25 protein-coding genes are annotated in these 26243 nt (G+C 68.2%); 17 read left to right on the top strand and 8 right to left on the bottom strand.

Going from position 1 to position 26243, the window contains the following annotated elements:
• The first annotated feature begins 14 nt into the window (after positions 1-14).
• From pstS to ACIQ6S_RS04115, 9 genes are all read left to right on the top strand, one after another.
• Positions 15-1094, top strand: a complete 1080-nt coding sequence (gene pstS / locus ACIQ6S_RS04155) for a phosphate ABC transporter substrate-binding protein PstS (RefSeq protein ID WP_397607262.1) — start codon at positions 15-17, stop codon at positions 1092-1094.
• Between the two features lie 104 nt (positions 1095-1198).
• Positions 1199-2161, top strand: coding sequence for a phosphate ABC transporter permease subunit PstC (pstC, locus tag ACIQ6S_RS04150; RefSeq protein WP_397572859.1), 963 nt, complete (start codon positions 1199-1201; stop codon positions 2159-2161).
• Positions 2161-3117 carry a phosphate ABC transporter permease PstA gene (gene pstA, locus ACIQ6S_RS04145; protein WP_397607261.1) on the top strand — a complete coding sequence of 319 codons (957 nt, stop codon included), beginning with the start codon at positions 2161-2163 and terminating at the stop codon, positions 3115-3117. The genes pstC and pstA overlap by 1 nt, the downstream gene beginning before the upstream one ends.
• On the top strand, positions 3110-3925 hold the full coding sequence (gene pstB, locus ACIQ6S_RS04140; protein ID WP_397607260.1) for a phosphate ABC transporter ATP-binding protein PstB: 816 nt from the start codon (positions 3110-3112) through the stop codon (positions 3923-3925). Before pstA ends, pstB begins: the two co-directional genes overlap by 8 nt.
• Positions 3926-3939: 14 nt before the next feature.
• Complete coding sequence (gene phoU, locus ACIQ6S_RS04135; RefSeq protein ID WP_397607259.1) at positions 3940-4632, top strand: phosphate signaling complex protein PhoU; 693 nt, start codon at positions 3940-3942, stop codon at positions 4630-4632.
• Between the two features lie 4 nt (positions 4633-4636).
• A complete protein-coding gene (locus ACIQ6S_RS04130; protein WP_397607258.1) occupies positions 4637-5071 on the top strand; it encodes a hypothetical protein in 435 nt (144 codons plus the stop codon).
• Positions 5072-5112: 41 nt separating this feature from the next.
• Positions 5113-5529: a hypothetical protein gene (locus ACIQ6S_RS04125; RefSeq protein WP_397607257.1), complete on the top strand. Its 417-nt coding sequence runs from the start codon at positions 5113-5115 to the stop codon at positions 5527-5529.
• A gap of 88 nt (positions 5530-5617) precedes the next feature.
• The gene (gene rnt / locus ACIQ6S_RS04120) at positions 5618-6298 is read left to right on the top strand and encodes a ribonuclease T (protein WP_397574197.1); all 681 of its coding nucleotides are present in this window, start codon (positions 5618-5620) and stop codon (positions 6296-6298) included.
• Positions 6299-6304: 6 nt separating this feature from the next.
• Positions 6305-6670, top strand: a complete 366-nt coding sequence (locus ACIQ6S_RS04115) for a TfoX/Sxy family protein (RefSeq protein WP_397607256.1) — start codon at positions 6305-6307, stop codon at positions 6668-6670.
• A gap of 4 nt (positions 6671-6674) precedes the next feature.
• Here the strand turns inward: ACIQ6S_RS04115 and ACIQ6S_RS04110 are convergent, their stop codons facing one another.
• Genes ACIQ6S_RS04110 through rnr form a run of 3 tightly spaced genes read right to left on the bottom strand, consistent with a single transcriptional unit; the run spans position 6675 to position 10205 of the window.
• Positions 6675-6968: a hypothetical protein gene (locus tag ACIQ6S_RS04110; RefSeq protein ID WP_397607255.1), complete on the bottom strand. Its 294-nt coding sequence runs from the start codon at positions 6966-6968 to the stop codon at positions 6675-6677.
• A complete protein-coding gene (gene rlmB / locus ACIQ6S_RS04105) occupies positions 6965-7711 on the bottom strand; it encodes a 23S rRNA (guanosine(2251)-2'-O)-methyltransferase RlmB (RefSeq protein ID WP_297875750.1) in 747 nt (248 codons plus the stop codon). The genes ACIQ6S_RS04110 and rlmB overlap by 4 nt, the downstream gene beginning before the upstream one ends.
• Before the next feature lie 22 nt (positions 7712-7733).
• A complete protein-coding gene (gene rnr, locus ACIQ6S_RS04100; RefSeq protein WP_397607254.1) occupies positions 7734-10205 on the bottom strand; it encodes a ribonuclease R in 2472 nt (823 codons plus the stop codon).
• Between the two features lie 6 nt (positions 10206-10211).
• Here rnr and ACIQ6S_RS04095 point away from each other — a divergent pair, with 6 nt between their 5' ends.
• Genes ACIQ6S_RS04095 through ACIQ6S_RS04060 form a run of 8 tightly spaced genes read left to right on the top strand, consistent with a single transcriptional unit; the run spans position 10212 to position 21357 of the window.
• Positions 10212-12122 (top strand): BcsE family c-di-GMP-binding protein, encoded by a 1911-nt coding sequence (locus tag ACIQ6S_RS04095; RefSeq protein ID WP_397607253.1) that lies wholly within the window; start codon positions 10212-10214, stop codon positions 12120-12122.
• Positions 12122-14461 (top strand): hypothetical protein, encoded by a 2340-nt coding sequence (locus ACIQ6S_RS04090; RefSeq protein WP_397607252.1) that lies wholly within the window; start codon positions 12122-12124, stop codon positions 14459-14461. The genes ACIQ6S_RS04095 and ACIQ6S_RS04090 overlap by 1 nt, the downstream gene beginning before the upstream one ends.
• On the top strand, positions 14452-15810 hold the full coding sequence (locus tag ACIQ6S_RS04085) for a glycosyltransferase (RefSeq protein WP_397607251.1): 1359 nt from the start codon (positions 14452-14454) through the stop codon (positions 15808-15810). The genes ACIQ6S_RS04090 and ACIQ6S_RS04085 overlap by 10 nt, the downstream gene beginning before the upstream one ends.
• Before the next feature lies 1 nt (position 15811).
• On the top strand, positions 15812-16057 hold the full coding sequence (locus ACIQ6S_RS04080) for a hypothetical protein (RefSeq protein ID WP_397607250.1): 246 nt from the start codon (positions 15812-15814) through the stop codon (positions 16055-16057).
• Positions 16054-17919 (top strand): polysaccharide deacetylase family protein, encoded by a 1866-nt coding sequence (locus tag ACIQ6S_RS04075; protein WP_397607249.1) that lies wholly within the window; start codon positions 16054-16056, stop codon positions 17917-17919. The genes ACIQ6S_RS04080 and ACIQ6S_RS04075 overlap by 4 nt, the downstream gene beginning before the upstream one ends.
• A 20-nt stretch (positions 17920-17939) precedes the next feature.
• Positions 17940-19367 carry a hypothetical protein gene (locus ACIQ6S_RS04070; RefSeq protein ID WP_397607248.1) on the top strand — a complete coding sequence of 476 codons (1428 nt, stop codon included), beginning with the start codon at positions 17940-17942 and terminating at the stop codon, positions 19365-19367.
• Positions 19364-20044: a DUF4397 domain-containing protein gene (locus ACIQ6S_RS04065; RefSeq protein WP_397607247.1), complete on the top strand. Its 681-nt coding sequence runs from the start codon at positions 19364-19366 to the stop codon at positions 20042-20044. The genes ACIQ6S_RS04070 and ACIQ6S_RS04065 overlap by 4 nt, the downstream gene beginning before the upstream one ends.
• The gene (locus ACIQ6S_RS04060) at positions 20041-21357 is read left to right on the top strand and encodes a hypothetical protein (protein WP_397607246.1); all 1317 of its coding nucleotides are present in this window, start codon (positions 20041-20043) and stop codon (positions 21355-21357) included. Before ACIQ6S_RS04065 ends, ACIQ6S_RS04060 begins: the two co-directional genes overlap by 4 nt.
• A gap of 15 nt (positions 21358-21372) precedes the next feature.
• On the opposite strand, the gene ACIQ6S_RS04055 is transcribed toward ACIQ6S_RS04060, so the two are convergent.
• The 5 genes from ACIQ6S_RS04055 to ACIQ6S_RS04035 are packed head-to-tail and all read right to left on the bottom strand — an operon-like array spanning position 21373 to position 26237.
• Positions 21373-22530: a hypothetical protein gene (locus ACIQ6S_RS04055; RefSeq protein WP_397607245.1), complete on the bottom strand. Its 1158-nt coding sequence runs from the start codon at positions 22528-22530 to the stop codon at positions 21373-21375.
• 10 nt (positions 22531-22540) lie between these two features.
• Complete coding sequence (locus ACIQ6S_RS04050) at positions 22541-23920, bottom strand: MBOAT family O-acyltransferase (RefSeq protein WP_397607244.1); 1380 nt, start codon at positions 23918-23920, stop codon at positions 22541-22543.
• A 17-nt stretch (positions 23921-23937) separates the two neighbouring features.
• Complete coding sequence (locus tag ACIQ6S_RS04045; protein WP_397607243.1) at positions 23938-25089, bottom strand: glycosyl hydrolase family 18 protein; 1152 nt, start codon at positions 25087-25089, stop codon at positions 23938-23940.
• Positions 25086-25838, bottom strand: coding sequence for a cellulose biosynthesis protein BcsQ (bcsQ, locus tag ACIQ6S_RS04040; protein ID WP_397607242.1), 753 nt, complete (start codon positions 25836-25838; stop codon positions 25086-25088). The genes ACIQ6S_RS04045 and bcsQ overlap by 4 nt, the downstream gene beginning before the upstream one ends.
• A gap of 3 nt (positions 25839-25841) precedes the next feature.
• On the bottom strand, positions 25842-26237 hold the full coding sequence (locus ACIQ6S_RS04035; RefSeq protein ID WP_397607241.1) for a tetratricopeptide repeat protein: 396 nt from the start codon (positions 26235-26237) through the stop codon (positions 25842-25844).
• Between the last annotated feature and the right edge of the window lie 6 nt (positions 26238-26243).

The following is a 26243-nucleotide window of genomic DNA, read 5'->3' as shown; positions in this document are numbered from 1 at the left end:
GACGGAGCACCACCATGACCTCGACCCTGCTGCGCACCACTCTCGCCCTCGGCGCCGCGAGCCTGCTCGCCGCCTGCGGCGGATCGTCCGACGCCCCCGCGGCGAACGGCGAGGCCGGGACGGCCCCGGCGCAGCCGGCGGCGATCGATGTCACCGGTGCGGGCGCTTCCTTCGTGTTCCCGCTGCTCTCGAAGTGGTCGAGCGAGTACGCCACCGGCACGGGCAACCGGGTGAACTACCAGTCGATCGGCTCGGGCGGCGGCATCGCCCAGGCCAAGGCCGGCACGGTCGACTTCGGCTCGACCGACGCCCCGCTGAAGCCGGAAGAACTCGCGGCGGCCAACCTCGGCCAGTTCCCGTCGGTCGTTGGCGGCGTGGTGCCGGTCGTCAATATCGAAGGCCTGCCGGCCAACCAGCTGCGGCTGACCGGCCCCCTGCTGGCCGACATCTACCTGGGCAAGATCGCCCAGTGGAACGATCCCGCCATCGTCGAGATCAACCCCGGCGTCACCCTGCCGGAGGCCGACATCAAGGTCGTCTACCGTTCGGACGGTTCGGGCACCACGTTCAACTTCGTCAACTACCTCGGCCAGGTCAGCCCGGCGTGGGCGGAGGGCGTGGGCCAGGCCGCGACGGCGGTGAAGTGGCCGACCGGCGTGGGCGGCAAGGGCAACGAGGGCGTGGCCGCCTACACCAAGCAGCTGAGCGGCGCGATCGGCTATGTCGAGCTCAGCTACGCGCTGCAGAACAACCTGACCACGGTCAGCCTGCAGAACGCCGCCGGCACCTGGGTCGCCCCGAGCATCGCCAGCTTCCAGGCCGCCGCCGCCAGCGCCGACTGGGCCAACGCGCAGGACTTCCATCTGGTCATCACCAATGCGCCGGGCGCGGACGCGTGGCCGATCGCCGCCACCAACTTCATCCTGGTCAGCAAGTCCCCGTCGAACCCGGCCAAGGCGCGCGCCGCGCTCGAGTTCTTCAAGTGGGGCTACGCCAACGGCGATGCCCGCGCCGAAGAGCTGGGCTACGTGCCGCTGCCCGACGCCCTGGTCACCCAGGTCGAGGGCTACTGGGCCCAGAACTTCACGTTCTGAAGGCCGGGTACAATCCCCGCTCCACCGTCCGCCCTGCCCGGGCGTGATCCAACGCCCGCGTCGCCTGACGCGGGCGTCCTGATCTGAACTCTCCGGTACGAACCCTGATGGCGTCCGCCACGTCCCAACTCGACCACCTGGCCCGCGGCGACGCGCGCGCCGACCGCCTGTTCCGATGGACCGTCGCGGCGGCTGGCTTCTTCGTCCTGATCAGCCTGATCGGCGCCGCCCTCACCATGGCCTGGGGCGGCCGCGAAGCCTTCGGCACCTTCGGCTGGAGCTTCCTGAGCTCCGACAACTGGGACCCGGGCAACCTCGTCTTCGGCGGCCTCGCCCCGATCGTCGGTACCGTCATCACGGCGGGTATCGCGCTGCTGATCGCCGTTCCGATCAGTTTCGGCATCGCCCTGTTCCTCACCGAGGTCGCGCCGCCGTGGCTGCGCGGCCCCGTGGCGACGGCCATCGAGCTTCTGGCCGGCATCCCGTCGATCATCTACGGCATGTGGGGCCTGTTCATCCTGGTGCCCTTCCTCGCCGAGTACGTCTACCCGTCGTTGAGCGAGTACGGCAGCCAGCTGCCGCTCATCGGCTCCTGGTTTGATGGCCCGCCGATCGGCATCGGCATGCTCACCGCCGGCCTCGTGCTCTCGATCATGATCATCCCGTTCATCGCCTCGGTGATGCGCGAGGTGTTCCTGACCGTCCCGACGCGCCTGAAGGAATCAGCCTACGCGCTGGGCTCGACGACCTTCGAAGTGGTCTGGGACATCGTGCTGCCCTACACCCGCTCGGCGGTGATCGGCGGCATCTTCCTCGGCCTCGGCCGCGCACTGGGCGAGACGATGGCCGTCACCTTCGTGCTCGGCAACGCCAACCGCCTCGCCAACCTGCTCGAGCCCTCCAGCTCGATCGCCGCGACCATCGCCAATGAGTTCGGTGAAGCCTTCGCCGACCTGCACCGCAGCTCGCTGCTGGCCTTGGGCTTCGTGCTCTTCATCGTCACCTTCATCGTCCTCAGCATCGCCAAGCTGATGCTGATGGGCCTCAAGCGCCGGGAGGGCAAGTGATGGACGCCGCCGTCTCCGAGCGCCTGTTCCAGCGCCGCCGCATCGTCAACGTGCTCGCCCTCGTGCTCTCGGGCACGGCAGCGATGGTCGGCCTGTTCTTCCTCGTCTGGATCCTCTTCACCACGCTCTCGAAGGGCATCGACGGCCTCAGCCTCGCGATGTTCACCGAGATGACCCCGCCCCCGGGCGCCGAGGTCGGCGTGGGCGGCCTGCTCAACGCCATCGTCGGCAGCATCGTCATGTGCACGCTCGCGGTGCTGATGGCCGCACCGGTCGGCATCGCGGCGGGCACCTACCTCGCGGAGTACGCCAACTTCCGCAAGATCGGCAGTGTCATCCGCTTCGTCAACGACATCCTGCTGTCGGCGCCGTCGATCGTGCTCGGCCTCTTCGTCTACATGGTGCTGATCGGCACGCCGCGCCAGGTGGCGACGGCGATCCAGTCCACCGAGGCCGGGCAACAGGGCTGGCTGGCGGGCATCGCGGACTGGCTGATCGGCGTGTCGGGCTTCTCGGCCATCGCCGGCGCGGTGGCGCTCGGTTTCATCGTGTTGCCGGTGGTCGTTCGCACCACCGACGAGATGCTGCGCCTCGTCCCGGCCCAGATGCGCGAAGCCGCGCTCTCGCTCGGCATCCCGCAATGGAAGGTCACGGTGCACGTGCTTTACCGCGCGGCGCTGTCCGGCATCCTCACCGGCGTCATGCTGGGCCTCGCCCGCATCTCCGGCGAGACGGCGCCGCTGCTGTTCACGGCCTTCAACAACAGTTTCTGGAACCTCGACCTGGGCGAGCCGATGGCCAACCTGCCGGTCACGGTCTACCAGTTCGCGATGAGCCCGTTCGAGAACTGGCAGCTGCTGGCCTGGGCCGGCGCCTTCCTCATCACCTGCTTCGTCCTGCTGGTCAGCATCACCGCCCGCACCCTCCTGCTGCGCAAGAAGATCGCCAATGACTAACGCCCCGATCGCCCTGCAGACCGCCGTCGCCGGCGGCGAGCCCGCCACGGCTTCGCCGGCCAAGCTGGTCGCGAAGAACCTCAACTTCTTCTACGGCGACTACCGCGCGCTGAAGGACATCAACCTCACCGTCCCCGAGAAGCGCGTCACCGCGTTGATCGGCCCGTCGGGCTGCGGCAAGTCCACCCTGCTGCGCATCTACAACAAGATCTATTCGATCTACCCGGGCCAGCGCGCCGAGGGCGAGATCCTGCTCGACGGCCAGAACCTGCTGGACCCGAAGTACCCGATCAACCGCCTGCGCAGCAAGATCGGCATGGTGTTCCAGAAGCCGGTGCCGTTCCCGATGTCGATCTACGACAACGTGGCCTACGGCATCGGCCACTACGAGAAGCTCAACAAGTCCGACATGGACGAGCGCGTCGAGCAGGCCCTGCGCCAGGGCGCCCTGTGGGAGGAGGTGAAGGACAAGCTCAAGCAGAGCGCCCTCGGCCTCTCCGGCGGCCAGCAGCAGCGCTTGTGCATCGCCCGCGCCGTCGCGCTGAAGCCCGAGGTGATCCTGTTCGACGAGCCGACCTCGGCCCTCGACCCGATCGCCACTGGCAAGATCGAGCAGCTGATCGCCGAGCTCAAGCAGCAGTTCACGATCCTGATCGTCACCCACAACATGCAGCAGGCCGCCCGCTGCTCCGACTTCACCGCCTTCATGTACTTGGGCGAGCTGGTCGAGCACGGCGTCACGCAGCAGATCTTCACCAAGCCCTCGAAGCAGCAGACCGAGGACTACATCACCGGCCGGTTCGGCTGAGCCAGGAGCGAATCATGGGCACCGAACACATCGTCAAGAGCTTCGACGCCGAGCTCCAGCGGATCAACGGCGAGATCACCCGCATGGGCGAGATGGCCCTCGGCCAGATCGAAGCGGCCATCGACGTGCTGCAGCGCCGCGACAGCAAGGCCGCGGAGCGCGTCACCATCAACGACGACGCCATCGACGAGCTCGAGCAGGTCATCTCCAATGACGTACTGCGCGTGCTCGCCCTGCGCCAACCGATGGCCCGCGACCTGCGCGAGGTCTACGCCGCCCTGCGCATCGCCGCCGACATCGAGCGCATCGGCGACTACGCCTCCAACGTGGCCAAGCGCTCGATGGTGCTGAACCAGAGCGCCCCCGTCGCCCCGGCCCGCGGCCTGCCGGCGCTGGCCGAGCTGGCCAGCGGGCTGCTGGCGGAAGCCCTCGAGGCCTACCGCCTCCGTGACGCCGACCGCGCCGCCGCGATGCGCGACCGCGACGCCGAACTCGATGCCGCCTACACGAGCCTGTTCCGCGAGCTGCTGACCTACATGGCGGAGGATCCCAAGCAGATCACGCCCTGCACGCACCTGCTGTTCATGGCCAAGAACATCGAACGCATCGGCGACCATGCCACCAACATCGCCGAGAACACCTGGTTCCTGGTGCATGGCGAATCGATGAGTGGCGACCGCGAGAAGGCCGACAAGACCAGCGAGTAAGCCGATGGCTTCGCCTCACCCCGACGGAGACCTTTTTCCCGCCCACGGGCGGGTCGAGGTGCATCCCCACGGCCGGGTGGTCTACTTCGAGGCCACCGGTCCGTTCAACGCAGAGGCGGTCGCGGTGATGCGCACGGCCTATACGCCGATCATGGCGTCGATGGCCGAGGATGGCGCGTTCGGGCATATCAGCACGTTCCACGAAAGCATGCTGGCAACGCCGGAGGCCTTCGCCGCGTTCGGGGCCCTGCTCGTCGAATGGAAGGCGGCGGGCATCCTGCCGACGGCGAACGCCTACGTGGTCGGGCCCGAGGTGGAGGGCGTCACGATCGTGCAGTCCCACTACCGGCGCGCCTGGGAAGGGGCCTGTTTCGAGATCTTCGAACGCCGGGACGAGGCCGAGGCGTGGATCGCCCGAATGCTGGCCGAAGCGTCGTGAACCGGGCGGCCCCGCCCGAGCGGTCCATGGGGGCGTAGGCCGTGGTCCCGCACGCGTCGCGCGGCCACATCACCGCCCACATCGCGGATCGGGTGCTGTTCTTCGAGTCGACGGGGCCCTTCGATGGCGAGATCGTGGAGGCGGTGATCCGCGCCTATCGACCGCTGCTCCAGCGCCTCGCCGATGGCGGGCCCTTCGCCCACGTCAGCACGTTCCACCGGAGCATGCTGGCGACGCCCGATGCACTGGACGCCTTCGACCAATTGCTCGGCGAGTGGCGGAGCTCCGGCCTCGCGCCGATCGCGAACGCCTACGTCGCGGCATCCGACATCGAGGGCCGCGGCCTGATGATGCCAATCTTCGCCAGCGTGTTCAGCGGATTCAGTCCCTTCCGCGAATTCGACCGGTTCGAGGCGGCCGAGGCCTGGGTTCGCCAGCAGCTCGCCGCGGTCGATTGAGCTCGGCGGACATCCTGGCATCACGACGACTGGGGTGGCCGATTCGAACCAACGGAGACCGGCGCGCGGTGGCTGGTATCCTGCGGGCATGAGCGATTTCGACGAACAGGGCCCGCAGGGCACGCCCGCCGCCACCGGCGCGCCGCCGATGGCCTCGCGCTTCCGCGGCTTCCTGCCCGTCGTGGTCGACGTCGAAACCGGCGGCTTCGAGTCCGCGCGACACGCCCTGCTGGAAATCGCCGCGGTGCCAATCGAGATGGACGACGAGGGCTTCCTATTCCCCGGCGAGACGGTGAGCGTGCACGTGGAGCCGGCACCGGGCCTCGACATCGACCCGAAGTCGCTGGAAATCACCGGCATCCAGCTCGACCACCCGTTCCGCGACGCGCAACCCGAGAAGATCGCACTGGACCGCATCTTCACCCCCATTCGCGCGGCGGCCAAGCGAAACGGCTGCCAGCGGGCGATCCTCGTCGGCCACAACGCGCACTTCGACCTCGGTTTCCTCAACGCGGCGATCGCGCGCGTCGGACACAAGCGCAGCCCCTTCCATCCCTTCAGCACCATGGACACGGTGACGCTTGCCGGCATGGCCTATGGCCAGACGGTGCTCGCCAAGGCGGTTCAGGCCGCAGGGCTGCCCTGGGACGGCAACGAGGCACATTCGGCCGTCTACGACACCGAGCGCACGGCGCAGCTGTTCTGCGCGGTGATGAACCGCTGGAAGCAGTTCAACGACCTCGATCTTCAGCGCGCCGCGCAGGACTGAGCCGACATGGGCACGGACGTCGATTTCGCCGAGTACGTCCGTGAGCAGGCCCGAGGGGCGAGCGAGGTCGCGCTGAAGAAGATGTTCGGCGAGTACGCCGTCTACGTGGACGGCCTCGTGGTGGCACTGGCCTGCGACAACCAGCTGTTCCTGAAACCGACGCCGGCCACGGCCGCGCGTCTGGCCACGGCGACGATGGCGCCGCCGTATCCGGGCGCCAAGCCGCATGCCCTCATCGACGAATGGCTGGACGACCCGGAGGCGCTCGCCGCGCTGCTCCGCGACACCGCGAAAGCGCTGCCGCCACCGAAACCGAAGGCTGCAAAGAAAGCCGCGGCCAAACCGGCCGCGCCGAAGCAGCCGAAACGCTGAGCGCTTACGCCGGGGCTTTAGGCGCGCGGAACGCCGCCGCACGCGCTGCCAAGCCACGCCACAGCCCGTAGAGGCTGATCGCGATCCACGCGATCTGCATCAGGAAGGGCGTGAGCACCTCGGTGATCGGGGCCGGCGAACCGAAGATCGAGGCGAGGATGAAGATCGAACCGAACAGGTTCGCGACCTGGTAGCCGATCGAGCTGCCCTGCAGCTTGCTGGCTTGCAGCAGCGCATAGGCCAGCAGCACGAAGGCGATGCCGGCCATGCCGATGAAGTCGAACCACTGCAGGCTCACGCGGCGCCCCGCTGGCGGACCGCCTCGAACAGCGCGACGCCGGTCGCGACGGAGACATTGAGGCTCTCCATGTCGCCGGGCATCGGGATGCGGACGAGCTGGTCGCAGGTCTCGCCAGTGAGGCGGCGCAGGCCGTCGCCCTCGCCCCCGAGCACGAGACCCACATTGCCCTTGAGGTCGAGCGAGTAGAACGAGGCCTTGGCTTCGCCGGCGAAGCCGTAGAGCCACACACCGAGATCCTTCAGCTCGCGCAGCGCGCGGGCGAGGTTGGTCACCTGCACCAACGCGATGCGGTCGGCCGCGCCGGCCGCGGTCTTGCGCACGGTGGCGGTGACGCCCACGGCCTTGTCCTTCGGGATGATCACGCAGGTGACGCCCGCGGCGGCCGCGCTGCGCAGGCAGGCGCCGAGGTTGTGCGGGTCCTGCACGCCGTCGAGGACCAGCACGAGGGCCTTGCCCTCCGCCGCTTCGATCAGGCCCTTGAGGTCCTTCTCGTCGAGCAGCTTGGCGGCTTCGTAGCGCGCGGCCACACCCTGGTGGCGCGTGCCACCGGCGATGCCTTCCAGCGCCTGCGTGTTCACCTTCCGCACCGGGATGCCGCAATCGACGGCTTCCTTCTCGATCTCGGAAAGGCGTGGGTTCTTGCCGCTATTCTCCATCAGCACTTCGCGCACATTGGCGACGTCGTGCTCGAGGGCGGAGGCGACGGCATTGATGCCGACAATCCAGCTGGTCTTGCTCATGAGGGGTTCCGTATCGTTTTCGTCAGCGGCGGGACTTGCCGGCCTTCGATTTGGGCGCGCCGCCTTTGCCGGCAGGCTTGCCGGGGCCAGCCTTTGCCGCACCGCGCGGCGCCTTGGCGTTGGGATGCGGGCGCGCGGTCGGCGTGCCGCCCTTGCGCGGCGTGTCGATCTCGTCCGGCAGCACCAGCTTGAAGTCGATGCGACGATCCTCGACAGAAGCGCGCAACACCTTCACCCGCACCGTGTCGCCGAGCGACCACGCCAAACCCCGGCGCTCGCCGGCCAGCGTTTTTCGCGTGGCGTCGAAGTGGTAGTAGTCGTGGGGCAGCATGGTCACGTGCACGAGCCCGTTGACCTTCGACTCGATGAGTTCGACGAACAGGCCGAAGCTGGTGACGCCGCTGACGACGCCGTCGAAATCGCTGCCGACGTGCTGCTCCATCCACGCGCTGCGGTAGCGCTCGTCCACCTCGCGCTCGGCCTCGTCGGCGCGGCGCTCCTTCTCCGAGCAGGCGAGGCAGAGCGTGCCCATCTCCTTCTCGGTGTAGCTGAAATCGCTGGCGCTGCCGCCATTGAGGATGTGCTTGATCGAACGGTGCAGCAGCAGGTCCGGGTAGCGGCGGATCGGCGAGGTGAAGTGGCCGTAGCTTTCCAGCGCGAGGCCGAAGTGGCCGATGTTCTCGATGGAATACTGCGCGAGGCTCTGCGAGCGCAGCAGCACGGTTTCCAGCAGGGCGGCGTCCGGGCGTTTGCGCACCTTGCGAAGCAGGGTGGTGAAGTCCTTGGGCTCGACCTTCTGCCACGGCGGCAGGCGCAGGCCGAATTCCATCAGGAATTCCAACAACTCGGTGTACTTGCGCTCCGGCGGACGGTCGTGGATGCGGAACGGAGCCGGGATCTTTTTGCGGATGACGAAGCGCGCGGCCTCGACGTTCGCCGCGATCATGCATTCCTCGATCAGCTTGTGGGCGTCGTTGCGCTCCAGCATGCCGGCCTGGATCACCTCGCCCTTGGCATCGAGCACGAAGCGCACTTCGCCCGATTCGAACTCGATCGCGCCGCGCTCGCTGCGCGCCTTCGACAGCACGCGGAAGAGCTGGTGCAGGGCCTCGATCTGCGGGCGCAGCGAGCCGAGCTGGACCAAGGCCTCCTCGTCGCCGTCGATCGCCTTACCGACGGTCGTGTACGTCAGGCGGGCGTGCGAACGCATCACCGCCTCGTAGAACTTCGAGCGGCTGACCTTGCCGTCGAAGTCGACGCGCATGTCGCAGACGAAGCACAGACGGTCGACCTTCGGATTCAGCGAGCAGATGCCGTTGCTGAGCGTCTCCGGCAGCATCGGCACGACGAAGCCGGGGAAGTACACCGACGTGCCGCGTTGCACCGCTTCGGCGTCGAGCGCCGTGCCCGGGCGCACATAGGCCGAGACGTCGGCGATGGCGACGATCAGGCGGAAGCCCTTGCCGTCCGCCTCGCACCACACGGCGTCGTCGAAGTCCTTCGCGTCCTCGCCGTCGATGGTGACCAGCGGCACGCTGCGCAGGTCCACGCGCTTGGCAGCGACGTCGGCCGGCACCTCGAGCGGCACCGCCTCGGCCTCGTGCAGCGTCTCCTGCGGGAAGTCGTGAGGCAGGTTGTGGGTGTGGATGGCGGCTTCGACCACGCGCGAGGCGGTGAGTCGATCACCCAGCACGACGAGGATCCGGCCGAAGGGCGGGCGGCCCGACTCGGGCGGCGCGGTGATCTCGGCGACCACGCGCTGGCCTTCCTTCGCGCTGTTGCGGGCCAGCGGCGGGATCAGCACCTCGGCAAGGATGCGGCGGTCGTCGGGCACGACGTAGCCGATGCCGGCACGCTCCTCGAAACGGCCCATCACGCGGGTGAGGCGGCGTTCGAGCACTTCGACGACGGCGCCTTCTCGGCGACCCCGGCGGTCGACGCCGGTGACGCAGCCGAGCACGCGATCGCCATGCATCACCTTGCGCATCTCGTTCGGCGGCAGGAACAGGTCGTCGCTGCCGTCCTCGGGCTTCAGGAAGCCGAAGCCGTCCGGGTTGGCGATGACGCGGCCTGGGATGAGGTCGAGTCGCTCGGCCGGCGCGAAGCCGCCGCGGCGGTTCAGCAGCAGCTGGCCGTCGCGCACCATCGCGGCAAGCCGCTTCGACAGCGCTTCGAAACGGTCGGGCGCCTCGAGGGCGAAGGCCTTGGCCAGTTCGTCGGCGGTCACCGGGCCGGGCGCGGCGACGAGATGCGCGAGGATGGCCTCGCGGCTGGTGATCGGGTTGTCGTAGCGCTGGGCCTCGCGGCCGGCGTGGGGGTCACGGAACTCCGGTGGCCCGGCGCGACGCGGCGAGGACGTCTGGTGCGGCGCGGCAACGCGTGACGACTTTTTACCGGAGCCCCCCCCCGGCCGCGGTGCCTCGCTCGATCGGAAAACATCGGGCATCCACGGCGGAAGCTGCTTCCCGCCGGCCTTTCTGGGAGGTTTCTTCATTCCCGGATGGTACACCGCCACCCCGCGACCTCCTCCGATCTGGTCAGGGTTCCTCGTCTAAACTCACCGGGTCCATACAGAGTTTCATCTATGCCCCCCTCGCTCGACGATCGCGCCACCGCCGAGGCACCCCGCGCGGTCTTGGGCGTTCGTGGCCTCCCTGCGTTCGCAGGGGGCATGAACGCCGGCGGTATCTACGCCCTCACCACCGAGACCCCACCGGCCCGCATCCCCCTGCTTGCCGGAGCCCTCGGGTGGGCGACGGCTTCCGGGCAGCCCGGGACACTGGTGGTGGCCGGCAAGCCGGAGCAGTTCCTCGGCCGCCTTGCATCGAATGGCCTGCCTGACGTCCAGCACAGCATCGAAACCGGAAAGCTAGGCGTCTTCGTCCAGCAAGGCGATTTCAACAAGAAGATGTTCCGTTTCGGAGCCACGGCACTCGTCGCCGAATTCGAACGATTCGGTTTTCCGAAGAACGGGCTCTTGGTGTTCGACCAGGCTGACGAGCTCTTGGGCCTCAACGACCTCGGCTTGGCGCTCGAACAGATCGAAGCCCTCCATCGTTGGGCCGAGGAGTCCGGCAGCACCATCCTCCTCAGCTTCGTCCACCTTTCGAATGCGCCGCAAGCGATGAACACGCTGATGGCGATGGCCGACCACCTCGCGGGAATCGCCAGGCTCAACGCCGGCGATGACGGTCTCGAACTGACTTTCGATTACTGGCAGTCGCATCACGGAGCGATCGCCGCGCGCAGCTTCCCGGTCCAGCGGGTGCCTCAGGGCTACGCCGTCGTGGAACAGGGCGTCGTGTCGAACGCGGAAGTCGGTGAGCCCCTGGCCCCAGCGCAACCCGTTGGCGAGACGCGCTACTTCTACCTCGACCGGTCGCTCGCCCTCCTCGACTCGGCACTGCCCGGCCACTGGAGCCATCGCGAGTCGCTGATCGGCCTCCTGCAGGCCTGCCAGGGCAGCCGCACGCCCACGGTGCTGCTGACCTTCACGAGCGACACGTCGGTACGGGAATTGGCGCAGACGGTCCACACGCTTCGCATCTCGGTGGGACGTGGCGCGAAGATCCTGATCTTCGAGCAGGGCGCATCCCTCCGGTACGCCAACGAGGCGCTGCTGCTCAATCTGGGCGCCAACCTCATCGTCCATCGCGGTACGCCGGAGAGCCGCTGGCCGCTGGCCGTGCAATCCATCGAGGGGCAAACCTTCGATCGCGAGATCAGCGTGGACTTCGACACCGCCCTGGCGAGCGTGTCGGTCACCCCGCTGCGCGGCTATCTGCTGCCCATGCCTTTCGCGCAGGAAGCCATGATGATCCTCGAGCGCGCTGCCGTCCTGAACGTGCCGGGAGTCTTGGTCGTGGCGCGCGCCGGGCGCGATCTGGTTCTCGAGGAGATCCTGGACGGCTGCCGCCTGTCCCGCGCTGGCGACCTGCTCACCTGCGACGGCGAGCAAGCGTATTTTTTCTTCGCCGGGTGCCCGGCCAGCAGCCTGAGGATGACCTTGGAGCGCGCGCTGGGCCAATCGGCGGACGCCTTGCTGTCCGAGACGCGCAGCCTGACATCGCGGGAAGAGATCCAGCGCGAGCTTGCCTCGCTCGGTGAACGTACCCGCTCCCAGCCGATGCCGGATCTGCGAGACCGCTTGGCGGGCGTCGCTTCCGCACGAGGCCCGCAGGCCGAGGCCTCCGGCCCGCGGGCGCCGGTGCCGCTCTCCCGCGCCAGCCGAAGCCGCGATGGGCGGGAGCCCCAGACCACCCAACAGGCACCGGTCGTCGAGGTTTCGGAGCCCATCGACCTGCAGCGCTTCCGATACGGTGGCCGCCTCGCCCGCGAAGGTGGAAAGGGGCAGACCTCGATGGCGCGCGCACGACGTCCCCTCGGCCCCGACCAGGGCGAGGGCGCTTGATGTCGTTGCCGGCATGCCGGACCGCTTGGCTCGCCCTGCTGCTGTTTGGCGCATCGAGTGACCTGAAGGCCTCCGTCGATCTCGGGGAGATGGCGGCTTTGCGCGCTGCGGATCGTCATGCCGCTGCCGCCGATCTCGGCCTCAAGGGCGTACTCGAACAGCCTTGGGACCACAGCCTGCGCTATCTCGTCGCGGACAGCCTCGAGCGTGCGGGGCGACTGGATGAAGCGGCCGCCCAGTTCTCCGCCTTGCAAGGCACGCCCCTGCAAGGCGCCGCGCAGGGGCGACTGGCCGCGCTGGCCGGACGCACGCCCAGCCGGCCTGCCGCGGCACCGGTCGACGCGGCCCCAACCCGCGTGGCCATCGCCGCACGCCCGGCCCCGGCCATGCCGCAAGCCGTTACGCCGCCTCCCGCCGCCACTGCGGCCATGCCCGCGGCACGGACGACCTCGCTTGCGTCGACCGCGCTTGCGTCGACGGCACGAGCAGCACCCGCAGTTCGTGAGCCCGCCGCAACGGTAGCGGCGCCCGCGAGCGCCCCGGTGAACCAGACCGCCCGCGTGACCACTTCGCCGACGACAGCGACCACGCCCGGCGCGCTGGCGGCACCCCGCCGGCTGGGCAGCCCGGCCACGGCCACTCCAGCGCAGCCGCGGACACTCGCCGCGCCGCCGCCCGCGCAGACGAACTCGAACACGGCCTCGACGCAACCCCGCCGGCTCGGCAGCCCGGCCACGGCCACTCCAACGCAGCCGCGGACACTCGCCGCGCCGCCGCCCACGGCGACGAACTCGAACACGGCCTCGACGCAACCCCGCCGGCTCGGCAGCCCGGCCACGGCCACTCCAGCGCAGCCGCGGACACTCGCCGCGCCGCCGCCCGCGCCGACGAACTCGAACACGGCCTCGGCGCAGCCCCGCAAGCTCGGCAGCCCCGCCACGACCACCGCCAACACACAACCCCGCAGGCTCGGCGCGCCTGCCTCGCTGGCAGCGCCCGCAGGGCGACCGGCAGCACGACCGCCGGCCGCCGCACCCGCCACGCCGACGCAGCGCATCGATGCCCTGTACGCGAAAGGCGAGTACGCCAAGGCGGGCGCAGAGGGTCTTGCCCTGCTCGAGAAGGCGCCGATCGATGCCGAGCTGCACCTCAAGGTGGCCAACAGCCTCGCCTGGAGCGGGAAGCTCCAAGCGGGCCAAGCGCAGTACCGGGCGCTCTTCGATTCGAAGGTCGATCGCGACGCCCGGCTCGGCCTGGCGAACACCCAGCGATGGAACGGGCGCTTTGATCTCGCGATGGCGGGCTACCAGGCCGTCCTCGATCGCCACCCGGACGACAGCGACGCTCTCGAGGGTATGAGGCAGTCACGCCTCGGCCTCGCACCGCGAACGACGTTCGGCGTGGACTACACCACCGACATCAACCCGGTCGAGCGGCGCGGCGCCATGCTCGGGCACCGCTGGCACAACGCCTCGGGCGATACCCGCTACGAAGTGAAGCTCGCCCGTTACGACGACAGCATCGAGTGGGAGATCCCGCCGCTCAGCATCCGGGACCCGCTACCGATCCCACGCCGAGCCGAAACCAGCCGACAGAGCCTCTCTGCCAGCATCGAAATGCTGGGGCATCCGCTGCAGCCGCAACTCACGCTTTCGCTGCAGCAACAATCCGCACACCCGCCGCAGCCGCCGCTGCCACCCCGCCTCGCCGTGCTCGAGGCGGGCCTGCTGCAGGAGCGGGACGACGACTCGATCTTCGGCTCCGCCCGCATCAAGCTCTACGAATGGCCGGTGTGGTTCCGGGCTGGCCGACTCGACTGGAGCCACGAAGCCCTGGCGCCACGCGCGGCCCTCCGCGGGCTGGTCGCGAGGCACAGCGGCCTCGAAGCGATGGGTGAATTCGACTGGGGCCAGCTCTACGGGCAGGTCGACTACTACGGGATCACCGACGGGAACTCGATCAGTGCGGCGCAACTGCGCTGGACGCCGTCATGGCGCCCCCTGGGCGCGCGCTGGCGTCCCCTGCTCGGCGTCGAGTTCCGCCAGGCCATGCGCCCGGCCGCCGAGTACTGGTCGCCCTCCCTCGGCCATGGCTCGGCCTACGCGGGCTTCAGCGGCGACTGGAGCCTTGGCCGCTGGAGCCTCTATGGCAGCGCCCAGTACGGCACGCCACTGCTTGAGGAGTCCGGAACGTCCTGGAGCCTCTCGCTCGGCGGGCGCTACCAGTTCGCCGAAGACCTCGCGTTCTCGTTCGGGTTCTGGCGGATGTCGAGCTTCCGCGACAACGCGGCCTACGGCGCGCGGTCGGCGAACCTGCAGGTGGAGAAGGTGTGGCGCTAGCACGCACCTGGCGGGTCCTGATCGCCGTCGGCGCCGTGCTCTTCCTCGTCGCGCTGCTCGCGGCGACGTACGGGAAGATCCTGCAGCTCGGGTCGGGCGCGCTGCGCGTGTTCCTGGAGAACTGGATCCTCGGGGCGGTCGGGCTGTACCTGATGGTCTTCCTGGCCATCCTGGTGCTGCGCTACGCCTTCCTGCTGCTCTACTCCTTCATGGAGCACATCGAGTACACGCTGTCCGACCGGACGGCGCCGCCGCCGACGGAGAAGCAAGACCGCCAGTTGCCGATGATCAGCCTCGTGGTGCCGGCCTACAACGAAGGGCTGGTGATCCAGCCCGCGATCCGCTCGCTCCTGCACCTCGATTACCCCAACTACGAGATCCTCGTCGTCAACGACGGGTCCACGGACGACACCTACGAGAAAGCCCTCGTGGTCGCCCGTGAATCCACGAGCGTGCCGGTGCGAGTCATCAACAAGCGCAACGGCGGCAAGGCCGATGCGCTGAATACGGGGATGACGCAGGCGCGCGGCGAATTCATCCTCAACATGGACGGCGACACCAAGCTCTCGCCGAACTCCCTGCGGGCGTGCATCCGGCATTTCGACAACCCGCGGATCGGCGCGGTGGCCGGCAACGTCAAGGTGCTCAACCGGGAAAGCCTGTGGGCCAAGATCCAGGCGGTCGAGTACATCGAGGGCCTGGCCATGGCCCGGAAGGCGCAGAGTTACCTGCGCTCGGTGGTCATCATCCCTGGGCCGCTCGGGATGTTCCGCAAGACCGTCTTGCAGCAGGCCGGCGGCTACGACCACGACACTTTCGCGGAAGACGCCGACCTGACGCTGAAGCTGCTCATGCGCGGCTGGCAGATCGCCTATGAACCCGCCGCGGTGGCCTGGGTGGAAACGCCAAGCCGCCTGCTCGACCTGCTGAAGCAGCGCTACCGCTGGACGCGGGGCATCCTGCAGGCCATCCGCAAGCACGCTTCGGCGCTGTGGCGCCCGCGGAAAGGCGGCGTCAACTTCTTCATCCTCTGGTACATGCTCTTCGAGGGCATCCTGTGGCCCTTCTCGACCGTGCTGGGCAGCCTGTTCTTCGCCTACGTCGGTCTGTACTACGGCGTCGCGACGTTTATCTTCTTCTGGTGGCTGCAACTGACGCTGCTCGACGTGATCGCCGCCGCGTACTGCGTGATCGTCGAGGAGGAAGATCCGTCGCTGATCGGCTACTCCATCTATTTCCGCCTGTTCTACATCGTCATCGTCGACGTCGCCAAGGTCTTCGCCACCATCGAGGAATGGCGAGGAAAATCGATGACCTGGGGCAAACTGCAACGCGAAGGAAAACTCTGACGTGGACCTGTTCTCCATCCTGGCCACCGTGATCCTGCTGACCACCATCGGCACGCTGGTGGTGGCCGTCGCGGCGTATGCGGCCTTCAAGATGCGCGAGAAGCGCAAGCCGAAACGCCATGATCCGACCGTCCCGCTGCACGGGGCACGCGAGCCGGTGTTCCTCACGCGATTCATCCCGGAAACCACGAAGCCCGAAAGTGCAGGGGCGGATGCGCCCGAGGGCAAGGGCGAGGCCGCGCCATGAGCATGGAAGACCCGACGGAATTCGAGACCCGGCCGGGTTACCGGCGCATGGGCATCTACCTCCCCGCGCTCGTCGTCGGCGGCCTGGCGATGCTCGCGCTGGTGTACCTGCTGGCCATGCGGACCTTGGGATGGCCGGTGCCGGACCGCCTCGACACCGCCCTGCCGCCGTTCGTGCAAAGCGAAGGCAGCCGTGATGTGGTGCTCTTCGTTTCGCCCACGACGCAGCGCTACTTCACCGGGGTCGGCGGCAACTACGAGGTGCTGCTCTCACCGTGGCGGAAACATCTCTCGGCGCAGCGCTGGCGGGTCACCGAAGCCAGCACGCCGGAGGCGTTGTCCAAGGGCGACGGGCGCATCCTCATCGTCCCCTCGGCCGTGGCATTGAGCCCGCAGGAGCGCAGCGCGATCGAGGCTTTCAAGGCCGACGGCGGCAGCGTGCTGCTGACCTGGGCCAGCGGAACGCGGGACGACGCGAACCAGTGGACGGGATGGGAATGGCTCGAGCGCATGGGCCAGGCGCGGGTCAATGGCGAAGTGGCGAAGGCCGAGGATGCCCCCGGCTTCCTCGTGCTCGACGGCGAGTCGCCGGTCAACCGCCAGCAGGCTGCCGGCATGCGCATCTGGCTCGGCGCCAACCACGAGCCGCTGCTGCGCCTGATGCCGATCAACGATGCACAGCTCGCGGGTCGATTCATGGATTGGGCGCGCACGCCGGCGCCTGCCGATCTCGCCAACGGAGCCATCGTCCTTTCGGAGGACGAGCGTGGCGTTCGCTCGGTCGTGCTTGGCTTCTCCGAAAGCACCTGGGAGTACCAGCCCCACCGCATCGGGCCGGTGATCGAGGATGCGCTGGCCTTTCTCGGCCGTCGCCCCGAGGCGATGCTGGCGAATTGGCCTGAGGGGCATCGGGCCGCGCAGATCGTCGAGATGGACACGGAAGACCAATTCAGCAACGCCCTGCACTTGGCTTCGCTGATGGACAACATCGGCTACCGGGGCACGTTCTACGTGCTGACCTCGATGGGCATGCAATTCCCCGACGTGGTGAAGACTCTCGCGCGCTCGCACGAGGTGGCCTTCCACGGCGAGGTCCACACCTCGTTCAAGGACCTGCCGGAGGCGACGCAACGCCAACGCCTCGAGACCATGCAGGCACAACTGGCGACGGCCCTTCCGAGCGACCAGACGACGATGGGCTTCCGAGCGCCGACCGAAGGCTACGACGGGACCACCGAGCGACTGCTGGCGGAGAAGGGCTTCACCCACCACCTCGCCGACCCGCATCGCAGCGATGCGAGGCTGCCGCTGTTTGCCGCCGAGGAGGGTGTGGGGAAACAGCTCGTCGTGCTGCCGCGCACCCAGCGCGACGACATCAACCTGTTGTCCGAAGGCACCACCGATGCCGTCGTCCTCGCCCAGCGCCTGGGCGACGAGCTGGCCCTGGCGGAGTCGCAGGGCGCCTTGGGCATCCTGTCCGTGCACACGCAGAATTTCGCCCCGGGCAGCCCCTTGGCATCGGCCGTTTCGATCTACCTGCACCAGTTGGCCTCGCGGCGCGAAACGGTCTGGCTGGCATCGGCCGGCGAGGTCGCCGAGTGGTGGCGGGATCGCGATCGCGTGCGCGTGGTCTCGCGCGATCTCGGCCTCCGCGCCGAGTTCGACCTGAGCGTCACGTCGGGCGAGCCGGTGGACGGCGTGTCCGTCGTCGTGATGCTGCCGCGGAAGAACGTCCTGCCGACGGTCCGCGGCGCCAAGACGGGCATGCCGCCGGTCGAGGTGACGCCGATCGATCCCTACCGAGCCAGCGTGCGCTTCGGCGAACTCCCGGCCGGCAACTATCATTACCAAATCACGTTCTAAGTCTGGAGGCGCCCAAGACCATGTTGAAGAAACCCCAGGCCCGATTGGGCCAGTCCATCGCCGCCGCCCTCATCGCCGCGGCCCTCATGCCCGCCGCCCATGCGGAAGAAACCGGCACGATCGTCGGCAAGGAAGACTGGCTGTACTTCCGTTGGGAGCGTTTCGACGCCTCCCTCATGCCCGAAGTGGACCGTTTCACCGACATGTTGGCGCGCGCCGGCCGCGTGATGGCGGCGAACGACGTGCATGTCGTGTTCACCGTCACCCCGCTGAAGCTGCAGATCTATCCGCAGTACCTGCCCGCCGATTTCGGTGCCGCGCCGGGCACGGAGAATCGCAACCAGCGCATGGTGCAGGCACTGCGCGCCGCGGGCATGACGGTGGCCGACCAGCTGCCGGCCTTCCAGGCCGAGGCCGCCAAGGGCGGCGAGCCGCTGTTCCTTCGCCTCGACTCGCATTGGACGCCCACCGGCGCGATGTTGGCCGGACAGACCATCCGCAAGGCCATCGACGCCGACCCGAAGGCCAGTGGCGTGCTCGCCAGCATCCCCGAAGCGCAGTTCGAGGCCTCTCCGAACGGCGAACGCGAGCCCTCGCTGACGACGGATCTCCTGCCCACCCTGCCGGCGGGCGCCACGGCGCCACCGGCGGAAACCGTGCTCCGCTACACCGTGCAGGCGCTCGACGCCGGCTCGGTGGATGCACTGACGGGTGAATCCGGCGTGCCGCAGGTGACCGTGATCGGCAGCAGCTTCACGCACCCCGGCACGCAATACCCGGATGCGGTTCGCGTTGCCCTGCAGCGTCAGCTGCTCGACATCTCCATCCCCGGCCGCCAGGGCCCCTTCGTGGGCATGGAGAACTACACCCGCGACCCCGCCTTCCAGCTGCATCCGCCGAAGCTGCTGATCTGGGAAGTGCCCGAGCGCGACAGCGTGAATCCGCCCGACTCTCCCTGGCGCGATGCCGAGTACTTCCGCGACGGCAAGGAGTGGTTGCTGAACCTCGCGACGGCGGTCTCGCGCAACTGCGCGACCTCGCCCGTGGCGGTGCAGTTGTCCGAAGCCAATCTCCCCGACGCGCAGACGCGACTGGCCGACGGCGGCGTGGGCTACGGCCCCAGCAATGCCGACAGCTATGTCCAGCTCGATTTCGCCCAAGCCTTGGACACGACGGATTACCTCTGGGCGGATGTCGCCATCCAGGGCGGCGGAACGGTCCGCCTCGAAGCCACGGGTAGCAATGGCAAGACCGCCACATGGTCGATCGGCGTCCCGGAGGATGGAACGCCGGTGCCCCTGAAGACCCGCCTGCCTGCCGACGCGCGGGATGCACGCAGCCTGCGCATCTTCCCGGGCGCAGGAGAAAATTTCGCCGTCGCGCAGCCGGCCGTGTGCCGGCATGAGGCGTCCTTGATTGCCGGCCTTCCGGAAGGAGCGAAGCGATGATCGTCCGCCGCCGTTTTCTCACCCTCGCCGTCCTGCTGCTGTCCGGCATGGCGAACGCGCAACAAACCGGCCTCCTCTACGATCCCGAGCCGCCCGCCAATTCCGCCTACGTGCGACTGCTGGTCGCCGCTGATGGCCCCGCCATGACGCTGACCGTCGACGGCAAGCCGCGCGGGGCCGCCCTTGCGGCCGGAGAGCCGGGCGAATACCTCGTGCTTTCCGCCGGCACGCACAATCTGAAGCTGAGCGGGGGCGGCCAAGTGCTGGAGACGACGCTGGAGGCACCGGCGGGCAAGGCCCTGACGCTTGCCTACACGAGCCGCGCGCCGGGCACCCAGCCCCTTCGCTTCGAGGACAAGGCCAATACCAACAAGCTCAAGGCGGTGCTGACGGCCTACCACCTCGCCCCCGGACAGGGGCCGCTCGACGTGACCGCCGGCGACCGCGCACAGGTCGTTTTCCCGGCCGTCGCGGAAGGCGCCTCGGTGTCGCGCCCGGTCAACCCGCTGAACATCGGGTTCGGCCTTGCTCGCACCGGTACCGCCGTCGCGGCACCCGGCGCACCGCTGGCCATGGAATACGGTGGCACCTACAGCCTGTTCATCCTGCCGGGCGAGGACGCTCCGGTGCTGAAGGCCGTGCTCAACCGCGTCGAACGCTACACGGGGACGCCATGAGGATGAATCCCAAGCGCTTGTGGGCGGCGCTTGCTGCCGGCCTCGCCGTGCAGTTCTCTGCCCCCGTGGCAGCGCAAGAGGGCGCAGGCATCGTCGGCCAGAACGACTGGCTTTACTACCTGTACGACATCACGAACGAGAGCGAACAGCCCTCGATCGCGAAGTCCATCGGACTGTTCGCCGCACTCTCGGACGTTCTCGCCGCCAACGACACCCGGATGGTGCTTGCCGTGGTCCCCGCCAAGGTACGCGTGTATCCGGAGAACCTTCCGCCCGAGCGTGCACCGACGCCTTTCCTCATCGAGCATTACCGCAAGAGCGTGCAGGCGCTCAGGCAGGGTGGCGTCGATGTCGTGGACCTCGAGACGCCGTTCCTTGCGCAAGCCAGAGCCGGAGACGGCGAACTGCTGTTCATGCGGCTCGACAGCCACTGGTCACAAACCGGGGCGCTCCTCGCCGCCGAACGCATCGCGGAGCACGCCGCAGGCAACCCCGCGACGAAGGCCGCCCTCGACGCGCTTCCCGCTCGCGCATACACCTTGGAATGGAATCCCACGCCGCAGACGCTGGCCGCGGGCGACCTGACGTCCATCCTTCCGGCGGGCACGCCCGCCTTCGAGCCCGAGCAGGTGCGCGTCTTCGGCGTGACCGCACCGGCGGGCGGCGACTTGCTCGCCGAGGATGCCGCGCCGGGCATCGCGCTCATGGGCAGCAGCTTCAGCGGCGCGTGGACAGGCTTCCCTGACGCCCTTCGCTTCGCCCTGCAGCGCGATGTCGCAGACCTGTCCGTCGCTGCGGATCGCGGGCATTGGGTGGGACTGGAACTCTATCTGCGCGACGACGGCTTCCAGACGCAGCCGCCGAAGCTCCTCATCGTCGAGATCCCCGAACGCGGCCTCGCGGCGCCGCCGAGCTATCCCTACCGCGAAGCGCGCTACATCTCGGACGAACGTACCTGGCTGCGGCGCGCCACGGCGTGGATCACGCGGGCATGCATCCCGGCAGGGACGGTGGGCGCAGGGGAAACGGCGGGCAGTTGGACGCTGCAGCCCCAGGGCGACACCTACCTTTCCGCCACGCTGGCCGTGTCCGGACCGAACCAGATCGCTCTGACGTGGCGCGACACCGCGGGTGCCGTCACCACGCAACCCTTCGACGTACGTGGCGATGGCACGTGGCAGGCCTTCCGCCTCCCGCTGCCCGAAGGCGCCATCATCGAGGCCCTGACGCTGGCCAGCGAAGGGGCGGCTGCGCTGCAACTCGAGGACATCGCGTTGTGCCGGATGCCGACCCTCCCCGCGGTTTCCCAGTAAACCTCGCTGCCGGCCTCACGGGGCCGGCAGCAGCACCGCCGGCTCGGTCTTGCCCTCGTCCATCGGCAGAGTCAGGAAACGCTCCGGCACTTCCCAGACCACCAGGGTCGGCGGCGACTGGCTGAAAGCGTCGTCGGCGAAGTACTCCTCGGCGGAACCGGCGATGCGCCCGCCGTCCTTCGACGCATTGAGCACCTCGCTCCCGAGGTGCAGGCGCAGGAAGTCGCCGAAAGCGGCACGCTGCGAGTAGGAGGTGCCCAGCAGCACCACGGGCACCCCGGCGTCACCGAACAGGTCGCCCAAGGCGTCGGCCGACGCCGAGGCCTGCGCTTCGACGACGACGGGCACCTCCTGATCGCCACGCGGCCGCATCCACGCTGGCGCCTTGTCCAAGCCGATCAAGGCCAGCAGGTCGCCCACGCGCTCGGCGGCCTCGCCTTCGCGACGGAGCTCGAACGCCGTCTGGCCCGCGACGATGCCTTTCTCACTGTTCCAGCGCGCGACGGCCTTGGCCGCCAACTCGGCACCGTTCTGGTTCCAGTGCGTGTCCGTGCGGTAGTAGAGCTCCTGCGTCGGGTCGTTCTGGAGCGCCGCCTGCATGTCCGCATGCAGGTCGATCACCGGCACATTCGCGGCCTTCAAGCCTTCCAAGCCCAAGGCATAGCGCCGCTCGACAAACTCGGGGCGGATCGCCCCCAAGGACTCCGAATGCACGCGCGTCTTGTCCGGCACCAGCAGGATGACAGAAGCGATACCGCGGGCCTCGAGTGCGCGATGCGTATCGGCCAGCAGGGCGACGCGCTGCTGCAGGCGCTGTTCCGCCCCGGCGTCCACCTGAAGCTCCTCGGTGAGGAACAGCCAGTTGTCGTCACCCACTCGCACCTTCGGGCCTGCACCGTGGGTGAGCCAGTAGCGCGCGGCGTTCGCCGCCATGATCAGCTCGGGCCGAGCCGGCACGGCCTGATCGAGGCGCTTTTCAAAAGCCTGCGTGGTGCTGCCGTCCCAGAAGCTGCCCCAGCCCGAAGGCACGGTGCTGAGATCAAGGTTGCGACTGGCTCCCGCCATCTGCCAAAGGCCGAACACCATCACCGCCAGCAGCAATGCGGAAGCGAGGAAGTTCTGGATGCCGATCGAGCGGGGCGACGGATTCTGCGTCGTAGTTTCCATGGACATGGTCGGCCACTCAGAACTGGAAGTAGAGGAAGGGCGAGAAGGACTGCGCGGACAGCGTCGCGACGGCCCAGGCGAAGAGCGGCAGGATCACCCAACGCAGGTTCTCGCCATTGCGTTTGATCCACGGCATCGCATAGACCAGCAGGAAGGCGAAGATCAGCACACCCACGCGATCCGCTGTCACCTCGGACATCAGGTAATCGCTGATGCCGATGCCGTTGAATCCGAGCATGCCGGCATACATCTGCAATGCGCCATCAACGGTGGTCGCACGGAACATCACCCAACCGATGATCACCAGCAGCATCGTGCGCGCCACCTGGAGGGGCACCGGCAAGCGCGACGGGCCGAACTTCTCTTCCCAGTAGCGCTCGAAGGCCAGCACCGCGCCATGCCACATGCCCCAGAGGACGAAGGTCCAGTTGGCACCGTGCCAGATGCCGCCAAGCAACATCGTGAGGAACAGGTTGATGTAGGTGCGCAGGCGCCCTTTGCGATTGCCGCCGAGCGAGATGTAGAGGTACTCCCGCAGCCAGTTTGAAAGCGAGATATGCCAACGCTTCCAGAACTCCGTGATCGAGCGCGACACGTAGGGATCGTTGAAGTTCTCCATGAAGACGAAGCCGATCATCAGCGCCATGCCGATCGCCATCGTGCTGTAACCCGCGAAATCGAAGAACAGCTGGATCGTGTACGCCAGGGCGCCGATCCACGCATCGGCAAGGGTCGGGGCCTGCAGCGCGAACGCCGCGTCGACCAGCGGCGCAACGGTGTCGGCGACCAGCACCTTCATGCAGAAGCCGACCATGAAGATCATGCAACCGCGAGAGAAACGTTCCCACGAGTAGGTGCGGACGTAGAACTGCTCGGCCAGATCGTGATAGCGCAACACCGGGCCGGCGACCAACTGCGGGAACAGCGCGATGAAGGCCGCGAAATCCACGAGATTGCGCGCCGGGGGTGCCGTCTTCCGATAGACGTCGATGATGTAGCTGATGGCTTGGAAGATGTAGAAGGACAACCCGATCGGCAGGACGATCTTGGTCCAACCGATCGTTTCGAAACCCGCGGCCGTGAGCAGCGCATTGAGGCTGTCGATGCCGAAGTTCGCATACTTGAAATAGCCGAGCGCGGCGAGGTTGGCCGTGACACCGACCGCGAGCCAACGCTTCCGGTTCTGCACCGCCGCCGCTTCAACCGCCGCCGCGACGTAGTAGCTCACGACCGTCACGCCGATGAGCAGGCCGAGGAAGTCCGGACGCCACCATCCATAGAAGACGTAGCTGAAGAGCAGCATGTGGGCCGAGCGAAACCGCTGCGGACACAGGTAGTACGTCAGCAGGAACAGCGGCAGGAAGAGGTAGAGGAAAAGCTGTGAGCTGAAGAGCAAGGCGGACTCCTGCCGGCTTAATGCATCGAACCGTTGGACTCCGGCGCAGCTCGCGTGGGCGCGAGGCAGTCAGAGTCGTCGGGGAAAGTGCGATCCAAATTGGAAACGAGGGTGCCGCCGTCATAGCCGAGGGCGAAGAACGCCAGGCCATCGACACCCTCGCATTTCAGCCACTGGCGCTTGATCTGGAGGGAGGTCCAGTCCTCGAACCATCCCTCCCAAGCGGTGCCGTCCTGTTCGAAGGCGTAGCTGCCGGAAGCACTCTCCGGGTGGAACACCGCGCCATGGCGCGCGACCCGCTCCACGACGCTCGAGGGAAAGCTCCCACGCATGGTCGCGGGCAATGGTGCGAGCGGCAGCGCACGCCCCTTGCCCGTGGTCTTGCGCCGAATCCCTTCGCCCTGCACCGGCCATTCGTAACCGTAGAGCGGGAACGCGAGACGGAGACGCGCATCGTCGACCCCGAGGGCACGCGCTTCCGCCAGAGCCTTGGCCCAGGTCACGGCTTCCGGTCCGCGTAGCGGTGCCACGGGGCCCGCATTAGGACCCTCGGGCCAATGCGCGTCGTAACCCTGCACGACCACGCGGGACATCCCGGCAAGCGTGGCGGGCGTGTAGAGCTGCAACTCACCGCCGATCGGCAGGAAGGCGCTCAACTGCCAGCGTTTCGAGCGGCGGGCGCGTTGGGCGAGTTCCTCGACAAAGGCACGAAAGCCTGCAATGGCTTCCGGCGACGTGGACGCCTGGCGATAGACCTCGATGTCGATGTGCAGGCCCGCCACATCGGGCTGCCGCAAGAGGCGGGCCGTTTCGCGCAGCAAGCGGCGGCGCGCTTCAGGCGAAGCGAACAGCGTGGCGAAATCGGATTCCTGCACGAGCCCGAGGGAAAGGTCGATGCCGACGCCAGCCTCGCGCGAAGTGTCGCGGAGTTCCTGCCACTGTTCCGGCCAACCGTTGTGCTCGCTGATCCGACCCGTGGCATCGATACGCTGTTCGATGAAGATGATCCGCTCGAAGCCCTCGAGCGGCGTCGACTTCCAGGCATCACCCAGCCACCAGGCGACGTAGCCCGTCGTCGGCGGGGGCGACGTGGCGGGCGCCGACGAAGCCGCTGCCGGGAACACCAGCATCAGGCACAGGGCAGCAGCCCAATGGCGCAGGCATTTCACGACTCGAGCGTGGCCAGCAGCCAATCGGCGAGATGCTGCAGGTCGAGGCAGGCCTCGGCCCCCGGCTCGTAGTCGAGCACGGTGCGCTCGAACGCCAAGGCCTCCGCCACCGCCGCATCACGATGCACGGCGACCGGAGCGACGCGGCCCGGGAAATGGGCATGGATGGCCGTGCGCACCTGGTGGCCGAGGCGGCTCTGGTGCGGCAACTGGTTGATCAGGATCTGGCTGCCCTGGAAACCGTCGCGTCCGGCCGTGAACTCGTCGATCAGCGGGAAGAACATCGGCAGCGTCGTCAGGGAGGCCGCATCGGCCAGCACGACGACCAGCGCCCGATGCGCGGCCTGCAGCGCCTGCTGGAGGAACACCGTCGGCCCCGGAGGCGTATCGATCAGGACGTAGTCGAAACGTCCGCGCGCCGCCGCGTCGGCGAGTCGCTCCGCGAGCCAGCGGGGGTCGTCCTGCAACACCGCCTCCAACTCTTCCAACTCGGCCTCGAGCAAAGCGCCGAAAGGAAGGAAGGACACGCCGCCCGCGCTTTCGAAGATCGCCGCCGTTCCGAAACCTTCGCGCGACCAGCCCGCCGGGTCCGCCGGGTCCATCCCGAGGTGCAGGCGCAGGGCATTCTGCGGGTCCAGATCGATCGCGAGGACGCGCCGGCCGCGCTGTGCAAGCGCAACGGCCGTCGCCGCCGTCAGCGACGTCTTGCCCACGCCGCCTTTTCCGGAAACAAATGCGATCACGGCCATGCGTCAGCCCCGTCCACCGACGGCGGCGCGGCGCGGCCACGGCGCCGGCGGCTCGGGCGGCACGACGCGCGCGCCGGGCTGCTGCAGGGCGGGATGGGCGCCCGGCGGTGCGATGCCGTCGCGCTGGCGATCCATCCAGTCGGTCAGACGCGCCAGGTTTGCTGCGATGTCCTCGCGCCCGGGCGCGAGGCGCACGGCACGCTGCAGCAGTTCGCGCGCGGCCTGGTAGTCGCCGCGGGCCGCCTTGGCCACCGCCAGGTTGTTGAGATCGGCGGGATCGAAGGGGTTGACCTCCAGGCGCGCTTCCCACGCTGCCGCAGCGGCATCGTGTTCGCCCTGGGCGAACTGCTCGCGCGCCAGTCCGGCGTCCTGCGCCACCGTCAATGAAGGGCCAACCATCGCGGA

It is taken from the genome of Silanimonas sp. (genome assembly GCF_044377035.1).
Classification (GTDB): Bacteria; Pseudomonadota; Gammaproteobacteria; order Xanthomonadales; family Xanthomonadaceae; genus Silanimonas.
This window is presented reverse-complemented; position numbering and strand designations above follow the sequence as displayed.